General features: G+C 40.6%; 16 protein-coding genes. 15 read left to right on the top strand and 1 reads right to left on the bottom strand.

The window, feature by feature from the left end; all coding sequences use genetic code 11:
* Window positions 1–6 precede the first annotated feature (6 nt).
* Complete coding sequence (porX, locus tag WAA86_RS04390) at window positions 7–1551, bottom strand: T9SS response regulator signal transducer PorX (protein ID WP_337299768.1); 1545 nt, start codon at window positions 1549–1551, stop codon at window positions 7–9.
* A 37-nt stretch (window positions 1552–1588) separates the two neighbouring features.
* Between porX and WAA86_RS04385 the strand changes: the two genes are divergently transcribed.
* The 15 genes from WAA86_RS04385 (at window position 1589) to hisH (ending at window position 17793) form a co-directional block, all read left to right on the top strand.
* Window positions 1589–2818: an HD domain-containing protein gene (locus tag WAA86_RS04385; protein WP_337299767.1), complete on the top strand. Its 1230-nt coding sequence runs from the start codon at window positions 1589–1591 to the stop codon at window positions 2816–2818.
* A gap of 23 nt (window positions 2819–2841) precedes the next feature.
* Window positions 2842–3870, top strand: a complete 1029-nt coding sequence (gene lpxD, locus WAA86_RS04380; protein WP_337299766.1) for a UDP-3-O-(3-hydroxymyristoyl)glucosamine N-acyltransferase — start codon at window positions 2842–2844, stop codon at window positions 3868–3870.
* Complete coding sequence (locus WAA86_RS04375) at window positions 3863–5263, top strand: bifunctional UDP-3-O-[3-hydroxymyristoyl] N-acetylglucosamine deacetylase/3-hydroxyacyl-ACP dehydratase (RefSeq protein WP_337299765.1); 1401 nt, start codon at window positions 3863–3865, stop codon at window positions 5261–5263. The genes lpxD and WAA86_RS04375 overlap by 8 nt, the downstream gene beginning before the upstream one ends.
* A gap of 1 nt (window position 5264) precedes the next feature.
* The gene (gene lpxA / locus WAA86_RS04370) at window positions 5265–6050 is read left to right on the top strand and encodes an acyl-ACP--UDP-N-acetylglucosamine O-acyltransferase (protein WP_337299764.1); all 786 of its coding nucleotides are present in this window, start codon (window positions 5265–5267) and stop codon (window positions 6048–6050) included.
* Between the two features lie 5 nt (window positions 6051–6055).
* A complete protein-coding gene (gene efp, locus WAA86_RS04365; protein ID WP_337299763.1) occupies window positions 6056–6622 on the top strand; it encodes an elongation factor P in 567 nt (188 codons plus the stop codon).
* 75 nt (window positions 6623–6697) lie between these two features.
* Window positions 6698–7630 carry a UDP-3-O-(3-hydroxymyristoyl)glucosamine N-acyltransferase gene (locus WAA86_RS04360; protein WP_337299762.1) on the top strand — a complete coding sequence of 311 codons (933 nt, stop codon included), beginning with the start codon at window positions 6698–6700 and terminating at the stop codon, window positions 7628–7630.
* A gap of 74 nt (window positions 7631–7704) precedes the next feature.
* Entirely contained in the window at window positions 7705–8577 is an 873-nt protein-coding gene (sucD, locus tag WAA86_RS04355; RefSeq protein ID WP_337299761.1) for a succinate--CoA ligase subunit alpha, read from the top strand.
* 153 nt (window positions 8578–8730) lie between these two features.
* The gene (gene fabG, locus WAA86_RS04350) at window positions 8731–9477 is read left to right on the top strand and encodes a 3-oxoacyl-[acyl-carrier-protein] reductase (protein WP_337299760.1); all 747 of its coding nucleotides are present in this window, start codon (window positions 8731–8733) and stop codon (window positions 9475–9477) included.
* 87 nt (window positions 9478–9564) lie between these two features.
* Window positions 9565–11598 carry a VWA domain-containing protein gene (locus tag WAA86_RS04345; RefSeq protein ID WP_337299759.1) on the top strand — a complete coding sequence of 678 codons (2034 nt, stop codon included), beginning with the start codon at window positions 9565–9567 and terminating at the stop codon, window positions 11596–11598.
* A gap of 22 nt (window positions 11599–11620) precedes the next feature.
* Window positions 11621–12436, top strand: a complete 816-nt coding sequence (locus WAA86_RS04340) for a prohibitin family protein (protein WP_337299758.1) — start codon at window positions 11621–11623, stop codon at window positions 12434–12436.
* 241 nt (window positions 12437–12677) lie between these two features.
* Window positions 12678–13535, top strand: a complete 858-nt coding sequence (gene hisG, locus WAA86_RS04335; RefSeq protein ID WP_337299757.1) for an ATP phosphoribosyltransferase — start codon at window positions 12678–12680, stop codon at window positions 13533–13535.
* Window positions 13535–14824: a histidinol dehydrogenase gene (hisD, locus tag WAA86_RS04330; protein ID WP_337299756.1), complete on the top strand. Its 1290-nt coding sequence runs from the start codon at window positions 13535–13537 to the stop codon at window positions 14822–14824. Before hisG ends, hisD begins: the two co-directional genes overlap by 1 nt.
* 63 nt (window positions 14825–14887) lie before the next feature.
* Window positions 14888–15940, top strand: a complete 1053-nt coding sequence (hisC, locus tag WAA86_RS04325; protein WP_337299755.1) for a histidinol-phosphate transaminase — start codon at window positions 14888–14890, stop codon at window positions 15938–15940.
* A 50-nt stretch (window positions 15941–15990) separates the two neighbouring features.
* Entirely contained in the window at window positions 15991–17124 is a 1134-nt protein-coding gene (hisB, locus tag WAA86_RS04320) for a bifunctional histidinol-phosphatase/imidazoleglycerol-phosphate dehydratase HisB (RefSeq protein WP_337299754.1), read from the top strand.
* A gap of 84 nt (window positions 17125–17208) precedes the next feature.
* On the top strand, window positions 17209–17793 hold the full coding sequence (gene hisH, locus WAA86_RS04315; RefSeq protein WP_337299753.1) for an imidazole glycerol phosphate synthase subunit HisH: 585 nt from the start codon (window positions 17209–17211) through the stop codon (window positions 17791–17793).
* Window positions 17794–17796: the final 3 nt, after the last annotated feature.

Raw genomic sequence — 17796 nt, 5'->3', positions numbered from 1 at the left:
ATCTAATTACCTGGGCTCCAATACAACAAAAGGAATAATTACCTCTTCCAAAGAAACACCACCGTGCTGATAGGTATTCCTGTAATAACTTACATAATGGTTATAGTTGTTGGGATAGGCAAAAAACAAATCGTTCTTGGCAAAAATAAAGGAACTGCTCACATTGATGTTGGGCAAATGGACATCCTTGGGATTTTTAATTTCCAGAACATCTTTTTCCTCATAGGTTAGGCTCCTTCCAGTTTTATACCTTAAATTAAGACTGGTTTCCTTATCGCCTATAACCTTGGAGGGCTGTTTTACGTTGATGGTCCCATGGTCTGTGGTTATGATCAATTTTAGCCCCATATTTTGCGCCTGTTGTATGATTTCCAATAAAGGCGAGTTCTTAAACCAACTCAGGGTCAAAGACCTATACGCCTTATCATTGGATGCCAGTTCCTTGATCACTTCCATTTCTGTCCTTGAATGTGAGAGCATATCCACAAAATTATAAACAATGACCGTTAGGTCATTATCCTTGTGCGATTTAAAATTTTGGGATAATTGCCTGCCCTGTTTTAAGCTGCTAATTTTATGGTAGTCCCATTGGAGGTCCAATCCCAATCTTTTTATTTGTGCCCCCAGGAAATCTGCTTCAAATAAATTCTTACCCCCCTCATCGGTATCGTTTTTCCACCAATCTGGGTACTTCTTTTCCATATCCAAGGGCGTCAACCCCGAAAAGATGGCATTCCTGGCATATTGGGTCGCTGTTGGAAGTATACTATAATAAGGTAGTTCCTTTTTCTTTTTGTAAAAGGTGTTCAAAGTATCTTCAAAGGCCAACCATTGGTCATACCTTAAATTATCGATGACCAACAGTAAGGTTTTGCTGTCCTTCAATTCTGGTTTTACCAACTCCTTAAACAAGGTATGGGACATTACTGGGGCATCGCCCCCCTGGTACCAGTCCTCATAGTTTTTCTCCATGAATTTGCAGAACTGGGCATTGGCCTCGACCTTCTGTGATTCCAGGATCTCGAACATTCCGGAATCTTCAATTTCCTCCAATCGCAATTCCCAATAAATGAGTTTTTTGTATAATTCGGCCCATTCTCCATAGGAGTTCACCATGGAGAGGTCCATGGATATCTTCCTAAATTCTTGCTGGTAATTGGCTGTGGTCTTCTCAGAAACCAATCTGGAATGGTCCAAGTTCTTTTTGAGGGATAATAGTATCTGGTTAGGGTTTACCGGTTTGATGAGATAATCGGCAATTTTGGAGCCTATGGCCTCCTCCATGATAAACTCCTCTTCGCTTTTGGTGATCATGACCACAGGAAGGGAGGCATTGATCACCTTTATTTCGTTCAAGGTTTCCAAGCCAGAGATTCCAGGCATATTTTCATCCAAAAAAACGATGTCTACCTTGCTCTTTGTGAGTTCCTCCAAGGCTTCCTGTCCACTTAAACAGGTGATCACTTCGTAATTTTTGCTTTCTAGGAATATGATATGTGGTTTAAGCAGATCAATTTCATCATCTACCCATAGGATTGTAATCTTGTTCATTTAGTGCTTATATTTGCTGCCTTAAAGATTCGTGATTTTGATTAAATCAAACAAACTTAAAATATTTAATGATCCAATTTACGGATTTATTAGCATTCCCAATACCTTAATATTTGACCTCATTGCCGAACCTTATTTTCAGCGATTGAGAAGGATCTCCCAAATGGGTCTCTCTTACTTGGTTTACCCTGGAGCTACCCATACCAGGTTCCACCATGCCTTGGGCTGTATGCATCTTATGCAAAAAGCCATCCAAGTGCTTCGTTTCAAGAAGGTTGAGATTACGCCCAAAGAAGAAGAGGGGCTTTTATGTGCCATTTTATTGCATGACATAGGACATGGGCCGTTTTCCCATGCCATGGAGCATAGCATCGTGGAAGGGGTGAGCCATGAGCATATTTCATTGCTCTTTATGGAGAAACTGAATAAGAAGTTTAACGGAAGTTTAACTACAGCCATACAAATCTTCAATAGAGCCTATCCCAAAAAATTCTTGAACCAATTGGTGTCCAGTCAGCTTGATATGGACCGGATGGATTACCTCAAAAGAGATAGTTTTTATACCGGTGTAGCCGAAGGAAATGTGAGTTCTGAGCGAATGATCACCATGCTCAATGTGGTAGATGGGGAATTGGTGGTAGAAGAAAAAGGAATTTACTCCGTAGAGAAATTTCTAATGGCCAGACGTTTCATGTACTGGCAGGTGTATCTGCACAAAACGGGCCTGGTGGCCGAAAAATTATTGATCAGCGTTTTAAAAAGGGCCAAGGAACTTCTGGATAAGGGAGAAACGGTGCACTGTAGCAAATCCTTGTTGTTCTTCATTCAACACAAGATCAATGAAGATAATTTTGATGATGAAACTTTGGAGATTTTTGCCAAATTAGACGATGTGGATATCCTTTCCGCCATCAAATTATGGGTAGATCATCCGGATTTTGTCCTTTCAAAATTATGCGACATGATCATCAATAGGAAGCTGCTGACCATCAAAATGAAGAATAAACCCATTGATCCTGAAAAGCTTAAAAAACAATTCCAAAAATTTCAAAACTCCCATGAGCTCACGGACCAGGAAACTGCCTATTTTGTTTTTAGCGGAGAGATAGGCAATAAGGCCTACGACCAAGACAGACAAAACATCAATATCGTGCGAAGAAATGGCAGAATCACCGATGTGGCCAAGGCTTCCGACCATCTAAATTTAAAAGCGCTATCCAAAACAGTCACGAAATATTATATCTGTTATCCCAAAGTTGACGTTTAACAATTTTTCTTACTTTTGTCCTCATGAAATTTACAGCTAGCCAGATTGCGGGTATTTTGGAAGGTGAGGTTGAAGGTAACCCTGAAATAACTGTGCACAAGCTGTCCAAAATAGAGGAAGGGGAAGATGGTTCCCTGACTTTTTTGGCCAATCCCAAATATACCCCCTACATTTATTCTACCGAGGCTTCCATCACTATTGTCAATAGAAACTTTAAGCCGGAGCATGTTTTAAAGACTACCCTGATCAAGGTTGATGATGCCTATGAGTCATTTTCCAAATTATTGGAGTATTACAACCAAGCAAAAAATATTATTAAGACAGGCATTGAAAACCCAGTTTTCCTTTCCGAATCTGTAACGTACGGAAGCGGATTTTACCTAGGGGCCTTTTCTTATTTAGGAGAGCATGTAAAAGTAGGTGACAACGTAAAAATTTACCCCAATGTCTATATTGGGGACCATGTTAGCATAGGGAACAATGTGACTGTTTTTGCAGGTGCCAAAATATACTCGGATACGCGTATTGGCAATAATTGTGTGATACACAGCGGTGTAGTGCTTGGGGCAGACGGATTTGGTTTTGCACCCAATGGCAACGGGGAATTTACCAAAATTCCACAGACTGGGAATGTGATTTTAGAGGATAACGTGGACGTTGGGGCAGGGACCACCATAGATAGGGCAACATTGGGGTCAACTATTTTAAGAAAAGGTGTTAAATTAGATAACCAAATCCAAATTGCACATAATGTGGAAATTGGAGAGCATACCGTAATCGCCGCTCAGACGGGAATTGCGGGATCAACCAAAATAGGTAAAAATTGCATGATAGGAGGGCAAGTTGGCATTGTTGGCCATATTGTCATTGGAGATAGGGTAAAGATACAGGCTCAATCCGGAATTGGTAGAAATATCAAGGATGGTGAAATTTTACAAGGATCTCCTTCCCTTCATTATGGGGATTTCAATAAATCCTACGTACATTTCAAGAATTTACCGAAGCTTGTCAATAGATTGGAAGAACTAGAAAAAAATAAAACCAGTGAGTAAAACTACTGCAAAACAAAGGACTATAGAGAAGGAGATTACACTGTCCGGTGTTGGATTACATACCGGTGAGAATGTCACAATGAAATTTGTGCCCGCTCCTGAAAACCATGGCTATGCCTTCAAAAGAGTTGATCTGGAAGGAGAGCCCATCATAGAGGCAGATGCCAATTATGTGGTCAATACCCAACGTGGCACCAATTTGGAAAAAAATGGTGTCAAGATCCAAACTTCCGAGCACGTATTGGCGGCATTGGTAGGGTTGGAAATTGACAACGTCCTGATTGAGTTGAATTCTTCCGAACCGCCAATTATGGACGGTTCCTCCAAATATTTCATCGAAGCTTTGGAAAAAGCAGGCATCATGGAACAAGAAGCCGTGAGGGATGAGTATATAGTAAAGGAAGTCATCTCATATAAGGATGAGGCTACGGGAAGTGAAATAACCATTTTGCCTTCAGACGAATACCAAGTGACCACTATGGTTGATTTTGGGACCAAAGTTTTGGGAACCCAAAATGCTACATTGGATCGTTTATCTGATTTTAAGACCGAAATTGCACCTGCTAGGACTTTTAGTTTTTTACATGAATTGGAAACGTTGCTAGAGCATGGTTTGATCAAAGGTGGAGACCTTAACAATGCCATTGTTTATGTGGACAAGGAGATTTCCGATGCTACCATGGTTAAGCTTCAAAAAGCTTTCAAAAAAGATAAACTTTCGGTAAAGCCGAATGGAATATTGGACAATCTTACCTTGCATCATCCGAATGAGGCGGCCAGACATAAATTGTTGGATGTCATTGGAGATCTTGCCCTGATAGGCACAAGGATCAGAGGAAAGGTCATTGCAAATAAACCAGGACACTTTGTAAATACCCAATTTGCTCAGAAAATGTCCAAGATGATAAAAATGGAAAGAAGGAACAATATTCCTTCCTATGATCTAAACCAGCCACCATTGATGGATATTCATCAAATTATGGCCATGTTGCCGCATAGACCTCCATTCCTATTGATCGATAGAATATTGGAACTATCCGATAGCCATGTGGTGGGGATGAAAAATGTGACGATGAACGAACCATTCTTCGTAGGTCATTTCCCTGATGCTCCTGTTATGCCTGGAGTTTTACAAGTAGAGGCCATGGCACAAACGGGAGGGATATTGGTATTGAGTACCGTTCCAGATCCAGAAAATTACCTGACCTTCTTTATGAAGATCGATAATGTGAAATTCAAACAAAAAGTATTGCCAGGTGACACATTAATATTCCACTGTAGCCTGATCACCCCAATTAGAAGGGGAATATGCCATATGCAGGCCTACGCTTATGCTAATGGAAAATTGGTTTGCGAGGCAGAAATGATGGCACAAATAGCAAAAAAGAAATAATATGAACCAACCACTGGCGTATATACATCCAGGGGCAAAAATCGCCAAGAATGTGGTGGTGGAGCCGTTTACTACTATTCATAATAATGTTGTTATCGGAGAGGGGACTTGGATTGGATCCAATGTCACTATCATGGAAGGTGCACGAATAGGTAAAAATTGCAATATTTTTCCAGGGGCCGTTATCTCGGCATCCCCCCAGGACTTAAAATATAAAGGGGAAGAAACTACCGTGGAGATCGGGGACAATACTACCATAAGGGAGTGTGCCACGATTAACAAGGGAACTTCGGACCGTATGAAGACCAAAATAGGTAAGAATTGCCTCATAATGGCATACTGTCACGTGGCCCATGATTGTTTTATTGGAGACAATTGTATCTTTTCCAATAACTCTACCTTGGCCGGTCATGTCACTATTGGTGATAATGTGGTCTTGGCAGGTCTGGTCGCCGTGCACCAATTTGTGTCCATTGGGCACCATGCGTTTGTGACAGGGGGTTCCTTGGTAAGAAAAGACGTTCCTCCATTCGTAAAGGCGGCAAGGGAACCCTTGTCTTATGTAGGTATCAATTCGGTCGGACTCAGACGAAGGGGTTTTGAATCGGATAAGATCAGAGAGATCCAGAATATCTATAGGATTCTATACCAAAAAAATTACAATAATTCCCAGGCTGCCCAGATTATAGAGGCAGAGATGGAAGCAACACCTGAAAGGGACGAAATTTTACAGTTTATAAGAGATTCACAACGAGGGATCATGAAAGGATATTTTAGTACAAATTAATTTATATGGCATCTACATCAGACATTAGAAAAGGATTATGCATCAGATATAATCATGATATTTTTAAAATTATTGAATTCTTGCACGTGAAGCCAGGGAAAGGCCCAGCTTTTGTTCGTACAAAACTAAAAAGTGTTACCACAGGAAAAGTGATCGATAATACTTTTTCCGCAGGACATAAAATTGAGGATGTCCGTGTAGAGACCCGAACCTACCAGTTCCTTTATGCCGAAGGTGAGACCTATCATTTTATGAACACCGATGATTACAACCAAATTACCCTTCAAGAAGGTGCCTTGGATGCTCCCGGTCTATTAAAGGAAGGAGAGTTGGTAACCATTCTGTTCAATACAGAAGACAGCATGCCCCTTTCTGTTGATATGCCTGCCAGTGTAATATTGGAGGTAACCTACACCGAACCTGGAGTAAAGGGAAATACCGCTACCAACGCCACAAAACCAGCCAAGGTTGAAACAGGTGCAAGTGTGAATGTTCCTTTGTTCATCAACGAAGGTGATAAAATTAAAGTCGACACTGAGAAAGGCGCTTATATGGAGCGTGTAAAAGAATAAACTAGTTAATCATGTAAAGGTGTTTAACTTATGGAGATTTCTCCTGTGGTTAACACCTTTTTTTAATTGCCACTTATGAAATTTCCCATTCCGTATTCCTTAAAGCAAATTGCAGGCATTATCAATACCAAATACGTTGGTGATGATGATTTCCCGGTACTGGGTATGAACGAAATTCATGTGGTGGAAGCGGGAGATATCGTTTTTGTAGATCATCCCAAGTATTATGAAAAGGCATTGAGTTCCAACGCAACGGTAATACTTATCAACAAAGAAGTAGCATGCCCAGAAGGAAAGGCGCTTTTGATTTCTGATGATCCATTCAGGGATTTCAATACGTTGACCAACTTTTTTAGACCTTTTGAAAAAGCGACCAACAACATTGCTCCATCTGCAAAAATTGGAAAAAATACCATTATTCAGCCCAATGCTTTTATTGGGAACAATGTGGTTATTGGGGACCATTGCACCATCCATTCCAACGTCTCCATTTATGATAATTGTGTGATTGGAAACCATGTTACCATTCATGCAGGGACCGTGCTTGGCGGGGATGCCTTTTATTACAAAAATAGACCTACCGGTTATGACAAATTATTGTCTGGGGGTAGGGTAGTTGTAGGGGATCATGTGGATATAGGAGCATTGTGTACCATAGACAAAGGGGTCACTGGGGATACCACCATAAAAAAGGGATCCAAATTGGACAATCAGGTCCATGTAGGCCATGATACCGTAATAGGTGAAAAGTGTCTTATTGCTTCCCAAACGGGCATAGCAGGGTGCGTTGTTATTGAGGATGAAGTTATTCTTTGGGGTCAAGTAGGGGTTACCAGTGGTATCACCATTGGAAAAAAAGCTGTTATTCTGGCACAAACGGGTGTAGCAAAGTCATTGGAGGGAGGCAAGAATTATTTTGGTAGTCCGGCCGAGGAAGCAAGGGAAAAATTAAAGCAATTGGCTTATGTAAAACAGATCCCGGCCATATTGGATAAACTGAAGGAATAAATAAGCAAGGGAATACTTTAGAAATCGTTTTTTAAGACATATTTTTGTAAACCAAAAAATAAACCAAATATAGAATGAGCGTTTTAGTTAATAAGGACTCGAAAATTATTGTACAAGGTTTTACAGGTAGTGAAGGTACTTTTCATGCCGAACAAATGATCGAATACGGAACCAATGTAGTTGGTGGTGTTACTCCTGGAAAAGGTGGACAAGAGCATTTGGGAAGACCTGTTTTTAATACTGTTGCAGAGGCTGTTGAGAAAGTAGGGGCTGATACAACTATTATTTTTGTACCACCCGCATTTGCTGCAGACGCCATTATGGAAGCTGCTGAAGCAGGTATCAAAGTTATTATTACCATTACAGAAGGTATTCCTGTTGCCGATATGGTGAAGGCATACGACTATATTAAAGATAAGAATTGTAGATTGATAGGCCCTAACTGTCCTGGTGTTATTACCCCAGGCGAGGCAAAAGTTGGTATCATGCCAGGGTTTGTTTTCAAGAAAGGAAATATCGGAATTGTTTCAAAATCTGGAACTTTGACCTATGAAGCTGCTGACCAAGTGGTTCGTCAAGGTTTGGGAATTACCACAGCAATTGGAATTGGTGGAGATCCAATCATTGGAACTACTACTAAAGAAGCGGTTGAGCTATTGATAAACGATCCAGAGACACAGTGTGTGGTTATGATCGGTGAGATCGGTGGTCAATTGGAAGCTGATGCTGCCCATTGGTACAAAGCTAGCGGTAGCAAGAAACCAATTGTAGGTTTTATCGCTGGAGAAACTGCTCCTGCAGGTAGGACCATGGGTCATGCCGGTGCGATTGTTGGCGGTAGTGATGATACAGCCCAGGCCAAAAAACGCATTATGAGAGAATGTGGGATTCACGTAGTGGATTCTCCAGCGGAAATTGGACTTAAAGTAAAGGAAGTGGCTGGATAGTCATTTTCCAATAATCCTAAAGGATTCAGTTACTGAATCTAGAAAAAAACCCTATTGCCCTGAAGAAAATTCAGGAGGAATAGGGTTTTTTTTTCGCCTTATCTGAAACATAGCCTATATTTGAACATCAACTTAAGTAAACAACAGAATCACATGAAACTTCTAGAAGGAAAAAATGTTATTATTACCGGAGCCAGTAGAGGAATAGGTATGGGAATTGCAAAGGTTTTTGCAGACCATGGTGCCAATGTAGCCTTTACCTATAGTTCCAGTGAGGCACCTGCCCTTGAATTGGAAAAAGAATTAACAGCTAAAGGAGTAAAAGCCAAGGCTTATAAGAGTAACGCTGCCAGTTATGAGGATTCAGAAAAATTGGTCAACAGTATTTTGGAAGATTTCGATAGCATCGACGTACTGATCAACAATGCAGGAATAACCAAGGACAACTTGCTTATGCGTATGTCCGAAGAAGATTTTGATACGGTAATAGAGATCAACTTAAAATCTGTTTTCAACATGACCAAGGCTGTACAACGCACCATGCTAAAACAGCGCAAGGGTTCTATTATCAATATGAGTAGTGTGGTTGGGGTTAAGGGTAATGCAGGACAGACCAACTATGCCGCATCCAAGGCAGGAATGATTGGTTTTACAAAATCTGTGGCCCTAGAGCTCGGTTCCAGGAACATTCGCTGCAATGCCATTGCTCCAGGATTTATCGAAACAGAAATGACTGATAAACTGGATGCCAAGGTAGTTCAGGGATGGAGGGACGGAATTCCATTGAAACGTGGTGGTTCTCCTGATGATGTTGCGAATGCATGTTTGTTCTTTGCATCGGATCTTTCTGCCTATGTAACTGGACAGGTACTTAATGTTGATGGTGGCATGTTGACATAACCTTTCATTGGGCTTCGGGGTCGTTCCATTTTTATTCAATTAAAACGGATTGATGCCTAGACCTATAAATTAATTTCACACCCATATATGCAGACATCTTCAGTACTATTAATATTGCTTGCGGCCTTGGTCGCATTGGCGATAGTACTGTTCCAATATTTTTACAAAAACAAAGGGAGTAGAAAACAGAACGTTATTCTCTCCCTTTTGCGTTTTATTGGCATATTTGGAATTCTTCTATTATTGATCAATCCCAAATTCACCAAAACTGAGTACCGCATAGAAAAGACCAATCTGGTCGTTTTGGTGGATAATTCATCCTCTCTGAAGGAAATCAATAATAAAACCAACATAGACTCCTTGATAAAAAAGGTGTCAGGGAACAGCGTGGTTTTAGAACTTTTCAACCTTCACACATTCAGTTTCGGAAATAGTTTGGAGGTCTTGGACAGTTTGACCTTCAGTAAAAAAAGCACCAACATTGCCGATGCCATCAATGCGAGTAGCACAATGTTCGATAATTCCAACTCGGTTGCTATTTTGATCAGTGATGGAAACCAGACCGTGGGGGAGGATTATGAGTATAACGGTACATTTGGAAAAATGGATCTGTATCCGATGGTCGTAGGTGATACGACCTCCTATGATGATATTAGAATTTCCCAGGTCAATGCCAACAAATATGCCTTCTTGAAAAACAAATTTCCCATAGAGACCTATATTACCTATGATGGGAAAGGGAGTATCAATACCCTTATCAAAATATTAATGGACGGTAGGGTAGTGGCAACTGAAGCTGTAAAGTTGTCCAATACTGACAATTCCAAAAGAATACTCACCTTGTTGGAAGCCAATTCGGTAGGTGTCAAAGAAATAAAAATTACAGCAAGCCCCTTAAGCAGTGAAAAAAACACTACCAATAACCAGCGCGAACTTGCCTTGGAGGTCATAGATGAAAAAACGAACGTAGCCATCATATCTGATATCCTACATCCTGATATTGGAGCACTGACAAAAGCGATAGAGAGCAATGAACAACGAAATGTGGTCCTCTACAAGTCCAATACCGAACTGGAAACCCTGGACGATATAGATCTGTTCATATTATATCAGCCTACCCGTTCCTTTAAACCTATATACAATTTCATAGCGACCAAGGGTGTCCAAAGGTTTACTGTTACGGGTTCGAAAACTGACTGGGGTTTTTTGAATTCCGTACAAAATAGTTTTGAAAAAACGGACTACAATCAAACGGAAGAAATTTTCCCGGTATTGAATCCCGATTTCACCATATTCAACAACGCTGAATTTTCAGTGGACAACTATCCGCCTTTGGAGGGTGATCTGGGGGAGATTCTCATTACGAAACCGCATGAAACCTTAATGGACCAGCGTATCAAGGGTATAGATGTTGGAGAGCCCCTATTGGCTATCCTTACAGATGGTGCCAAAAAAGAAGCGGTCCTTTTTGGTGAGAATATATGGAAATGGAGAATGCAGAGCTTTAGAAATGATCGGAGTTTCGATAATTTTGACGAATTGATGGGCAAGCTGATACTTTATCTGGCCACCAATAATGCCAAAGAGCGATTAACACTTGATTATAATGCCGTTTTTTCCGGTGCAGGAGATGCCAAAATAAAGGCTACATACTTTGATAAGACCTATTTATTTGATGGCAATGCCTCTCTGAACATGAACATTAAAAGGATATCCGAAGATACTGGCAGGGATCTGCCCATGTTGCTGAAAAACGGTTATTACGAAGTTGATCTTCAAAATCTGACCAGTGGCAGTTATGAGTTCAGGGTAGATGTCCAAAATGAGAATATTTCCAAAACCGGACAATTTAAGATATTGGATTTTGATGTTGAAAAACAATTTCTGTCCAGTAACTATAAGAAAATGGGAAGGTTGGCCCAAAACAGCAATGGACAACTTTATTATGCCGATGGGATGGATAGCCTTATCAACCAGCTTGTTAATGACAAGCGTTACCTGCCATCACAAGTAGGTACTCAAAATGTCGTATCTTTAATCGATTTTAGAATCCTTTTGGCCTTGATTGCAGCAGCTTTTTCGGCAGAATGGTTTTTAAGGAAATATAACGGATTGAGTTAAAAATTAAATTTAGAATTACAAAATGGACAAATTACCAAAGATTGCATTACCTGCAATATTCATTATTATCTTACTTATCATTTTAATTACCAAATCTGCCGTTACCATTGGGTCCGGTAAGGCCGGAGTGCTCTATGAAACATTTGGAGGTGGTGTCGTTACGGATGAACCTGCCATGGGGGAGGGCTTTCATATTGTAGCCCCTTGGAACAAAGTATTCATTTATGAGGTAAGGCAACAAGAGGTTTTTGAGAAAATGAATGTACTTTCCTCCAATGGTTTGGATATTAAATTGGACGCTTCGGCATGGTTCCAACCAAAGGCGGATCAACTGGGCAGATTGCACCAGGAAAAGGGAGAGGAATACATCCAAAGGGTTTTATTGCCCACCATTAGATCAGCTGCACGTAGCGTGGTAGGAAGATACACCCCAGAACAATTGTACTCGAGCAAAAGGGACGCCATACAGGCCGAAATTTTTGAGGAAACCAAAAAGATTGTAGACGGACAGCACATACAACTGAATGAGGTTTTGGTACGCGATGTAACGCTACCACCTACGATCAAAGAAGCCATTGAACGTAAATTAAAGCAGGAACAAGAATCCTTGGAATATGAATTTAGACTGGTTACTGCCCAAAAGGAAGCAGAAAAAGTACGAATTGAGGCCCAGGGAAAGGCAGATGCAAACCGTATTTTAAGTGCCTCCCTGACCGATAAAATTCTTCAGGACAAAGGAATAGAAGCTACGATAAAATTATCGGAGTCTCCAAATAGCAAAGTAATTGTGATTGGGTCCGGGGACAGCGGAATGCCAATAATTTTAGGTAATCAATAGTATTTTAACATTTTTGAAATAAAATGTGAGACATAAATTTTTCAAGAATAAAAATTAGTATTATTTTTGCTGGCATATGAAAAAGTACAGTGTACATCATCATCATTTCTTTACTTGCAATCAAGCGAGCTAGAAATGTATTGTTGTAACTAAAATATATTCTAACCCGTTTGAGCAATCAAACGGGTTTTGTTTTTAACATCCTGTTTGTTTGTTCAGGCCAAAAAACAATGTATAACACATGAAAAAAATTAAAATTGCTATTCAAAAAAGTGGACGCCTCAATGAAGATTCCCTCCAGATCTTAAAAGATTGTGGAATATCCATTGATAACGGTAAAGATCAGCTAAAGGCTTCATCGAGAAACTTCCCATTGGAAGTATTCTATCTCAGAAATGGGGATATTCCCCAATATCTAAGGGATGGGGTGGTAGATATTGCCATCATTGGAGAAAATGTTTTGATAGAAAAAGGTCAGGATATCATTGTAGCCGAAAAGCTTGGTTTTTCCAAGTGCAAGGTTTCCCTGGCAGTGCCCAAATCGGTAAAATATCAATCTGTCAAGGATTTTGAGGGTAAAAAAATTGCCACCTCCTATCCCAATACAGTGGAAAATTATTTAAGGGAAAAAGGGGTAAAGGCAGAGCTTCACATTATCAATGGTTCTGTGGAAATAGCTCCTAATATAGGTTTGGCGGATGCCATTTGTGATATCGTCTCCAGTGGGAGTACCCTTTTTAAAAACAATCTAAAAGAGGTGGAGGTCATGCTCCAAAGTGAGGCTGTACTGGCCGTCTCCCCATCAATATCCGAGGAAGGCAAAAAGTTACTGGAAAAATTACGATTTAGGATTCAATCGGTTCTTAGGGCAAGGCAATCCAAATACGTGCTATTAAACGCTCCAAATGAGAAATTAAAAGAAATCATTGCCCTTTTGCCGGGTATGAGGAGTCCTACCGTACTTCCATTGGCTGATGAAGGATGGAGCTCAGTGCACACTGTAATCAATAAGGACAAATTCTGGGAGGTAATCCAAGAATTAAAGGATGCGGGAGCAGAAGGAATTTTAGTTTGTCCAATTGAAAAAATGGTACTGTAATGAACAAAATTTATAGTCCGGCAAAAAAGGATTGGGAGGTACTTCTCAAAAGACCAACTCAAGAAGTGGCTGAAATAGAGGGGATCGTCAACCAAGTTTTCAGGGAGGTTAAGGAACAGGGAGATAGCGTTATCCAAAGATATACCCAACAATTCGATGGCGTATTGTTGGAAAACAACAGGGTTGCCCAAAAAGAAATAGAGGAAGCAATATCATTGGTGTCTGAGGACCTTAAAGCTGCCATTCAACAGGCAAAAAGCAATATTGAGATCTTCCATAGGGCACAAATAACTTCGAAAGTAGCTGTGGAGACCACCACTGGAGTACAATGTTGGCAAGAAAAACGGCCCATTCAAAAGGTGGGATTGTATATTCCAGGAGGTACGGCACCTTTGTTTTCAACCATTCTAATGTTGGCGGTTCCGGCGGAGATTGCCGGTTGTAAGGAAGTAGTACTATGCTCTCCCCCGAATAAAGAAGGTAAAATCAATCCGGCCATTTTGTACACGGCCAGTCTTTGCGGGGTAACCCAAATATTTAAGGTAGGGGGCATACAGGCCATTGCAGGCATGACCTTTGGAACCGAATCTATTCCCAAGGTGTATAAAATTTTTGGTCCGGGAAACCAATATGTTACTGTTGCCAAACAAATTGCAACCAAGTATGGGGTGGCCATAGATATGCCAGCGGGACCAAGCGAACTATTGGTGATGGCCGATGATACGGCCAATGCCGCCTTTGTGGCATCGGACCTATTGAGTCAGGCCGAACACGGGATAGACAGTCAGGTAATCTTGGTTTCTACCTCTAAAAAATTGATCGAAGCAGTAGAAAAGGAAATAGAAAAACAGATCAATGTGCTCCCAAGAAAGGAAATAGCTTTGAAGGCCATGGCCAACAGCAAGTTAATTTTTGTGGAGGAAGAAAATACGGCGATAGAACTTATCAACGAATATGGTCCGGAACATTACATCCTATGTGTGGGAAATGAAGAATTCTTTTTGGACAACACCTGTAATGCTGGATCGGTATTTATTGGCAATTATACCCCAGAAAGTGCTGGGGACTATGCCTCGGGTACCAATCATACATTACCGACCAATGGTTATGCCAAACAATACAGTGGGGTCAACCTTGACAGTTTTATGAAAAGTATGACCTTCCAGAAAATTTCTGATCTGGGGATCCAAGAAATTGGGAGGACCATTGAGCTAATGGCAGAGGCGGAAGGACTTCAGGCACACAAAAATGCTGTTACCCTTAGGTTAAAGAGTTTAAAGAAAAATTAAAAACCCAAGATTCCGCTGCACCTCACATTGGAATCCGGCTATTTGTCCTTTGGACATACGACTATGAAAATTGAAATAAACATTAACAATCTGGTAAGGGAGAATGTAAAAGGACTCAGTCCTTATTCTTCTGCCAGGGATGAGTACGTTTCAGATGGCTCTGAGATGGTTTTTTTGGATGCCAATGAAAATCCTTTTGAGAATGGTGTCAACAGGTATCCAGACCCACAGCAACGCAGTTTAAAGGATGTTTTAGCGACCCAAAAAGGTGTGGAAGCATCACAGATCCTTTTAGGAAACGGAAGCGATGAAGTGCTCGATTTGCTTTTTAGGGCATTTTGCGAGCCCAAGGTGGATAATATCATTTCGTTGCCACCAACCTATGGGATGTACAAGGTGCTTTCCAATATCAATAACGTTGAAAATAGGGAAGTTTTACTGACCGAGGAGTTCCAGCCCAATGTGGGCGAAATCTTGAAGGTAATGGACCAACACAGTAAACTTTTGTTTATTTGTTCCCCCAATAACCCAACAGGAAATGGTATTTCAAGTACCCATATCCGTGAATTATTGACTAATTTTAATGGATTGGTCGTGATTGATGAGGCCTATATAGATTTCTCAAAGGATGCCAGCTGGATTACCGAATTACCGCAATATCCTAATCTAATTGTGACCCAAACACTATCCAAGGCATATGGTTTGGCCGGCATTCGCCTGGGAATCTGTTATGCATCGGAAGAAATCATAGCCATGCTCAATAAAATAAAGCCGCCCTACAATGTCAATGAACTAACCCAACAACGGGCCTTGGAGCGGTTACATGCTATTGATGACGTCCGTAATGAGATTGCAGAGATCCTAAGGGAAAGGAACGCCTTGAACCAGGTATTGGCGGAGATAGGATTTGTGGAAAAGACATATCCCTCCGATGCCAATTTTATTCTGGCACAGGTAGATAATGCCACCCACAGGTACAACCAGTTGTTAAACGCCGGGATTGTGGTAAGAAATAGGACGACCCAACCCCTTTGTGCCAATACGTTGAGATTTACGGTTGGTACGCCCGAGGAGAACAGGAAACTGATAGCACGATTAAAGGAAATAGATAACTAAAAAATAAACCCAAGGCAACCACAACGGAAGTTGGGTTTGGAACATGTCATATGAAAAAAGTATTATTTATAGATAGGGATGGCACCATCATCAAAGAAACCATTGATGAACAAATTGATGCCTTTGACAAAATGATCTTTTACCCCAAAGCCTTTACGTTTCTGGGTAAGATAGCCAAGGAGTTGGATTATGAACTGGTCATGATCACCAATCAGGACGGATTGGGAACCGATAAGTTTCCAGAAGACACCTTTTGGCCTGTACACAATTTTATCCTTAAATCTTTTGAAAATGAAGGAGTGGTTTTTGACAAGGTTTTTTTGGACAGAACTTTTCCACATGAAAATGCCCCTACCAGAAAGCCTGGAACGGGATTGTTGACCGAGTATTTTTCTGATCAGTACGACTTAAAGAATTCCTTTGTGATTGGAGATAGATTAACCGATATAGAATTGGCCAAGAATTTAGGGGCCAAAGGGATCTACATCAATGACAATACCAATTTGGGTACTGGGGAGATCACTGTAAAGCGCGAAGAACTCAATGATATTATTGCCCTAGAAAACAATGATTGGGAAAAAATATATGAATTTTTAAAGCTGAAAGACAGGGTCTTTGAAATAAACCGCAAAACCAATGAAACGGATATCTTCATAAAATTAAATCTGGACGGTACGGGAAAGAGTTCCATTAAAACCGGGCTCGACTTTTTTGACCATATGTTGGACCAATTGGCGAGGCACGGACAAATGGACTTGGATATCAAGGTAAAAGGGGATTTGGAGGTAGATGAACACCACACCATAGAAGACACTGCAATTGCATTGGGAGAAGTATTCCATAAGGCCCTGGGAAATAAGCTTGGGATAGAAAGATATGGATTTTGCTTGCCTATGGACGATTGTCTGGCACAGGTAGCGATTGACTTCGGGGGCCGCAACTGGTTGGTGTGGGAAACAGAATTCAGACGGGAAATGATTGGAAAAATGCCGACAGAAATGTTCTTTCATTTTTTTAAATCCTTTACGGATGGGGCCAAAGCCAATTTGAATATCAAGGCAGAAGGCACCAATGAACACCATAAAATAGAGGCTATTTTCAAGGCTTTTGCCAAGGCCATAAAAATGGCTGTGAAAAGAGACGTGGAAAAAATGGTTCTACCCAGCACCAAGGGGGTACTATAAACTTTAATTAAATAATCGTATTACCAGAATCGGCATTCGTATGAAGGGATTCTAAGGACGATTTTAAATGCCTATCAAAAAATAATGAAAATAGTAATTATAAACTACGGTGCTGGAAATATACAGAGTATCAAATTTGCCATACAAAGACTGGGGTATGAGGCCATTTTAAGTGATAACGTGGAAGAAATAATGTCAGCCGACAAGGTTATCTTTCCTGGGGTAGGAGAAGCAAGCAGTGCCATGAACAAGCTTAAGGACAGCAAATTGGATGCCATAATCCCAGAACTTAAACAACCAGTCTTGGGAATTTGCTTGGGGATGCAGCTGATGTGCCATTCCTCAGAGGAAGGAAATACCCAAGGTTTGGGGATATTTGATGTGCATGTGAAAAAATTTACCAAAAATGTAAAAGTGCCACAAATAGGGTGGAATCAAATCACCAATTTAAAGTCACCATTATTTAATGGAATCCCAGAAAAGGAGCATATTTATCTGGTACATAGTTTTTATGCCCCAATATGCTCAGATACCATAGCAGAATCAGAATATGACGTCCTGTACAGTGCAGCCTTGCAAAAGGACAATTTTTACGGAACACAGTTTCACCCCGAAAAAAGTAGCATTGTGGGCGAAACCATTTTGAGAAACTTTTTAGAAGTTGTTTAAACC

This window comes from Sediminicola sp. 1XM1-17, assembly GCF_037203765.1.
Taxonomy (GTDB): Bacteria; Bacteroidota; Bacteroidia; order Flavobacteriales; family Flavobacteriaceae; genus Sediminicola.
The sequence above is the reverse complement of the archived record's forward strand: the minus strand, read 5'-3'. Positions and strand labels throughout refer to the sequence as shown.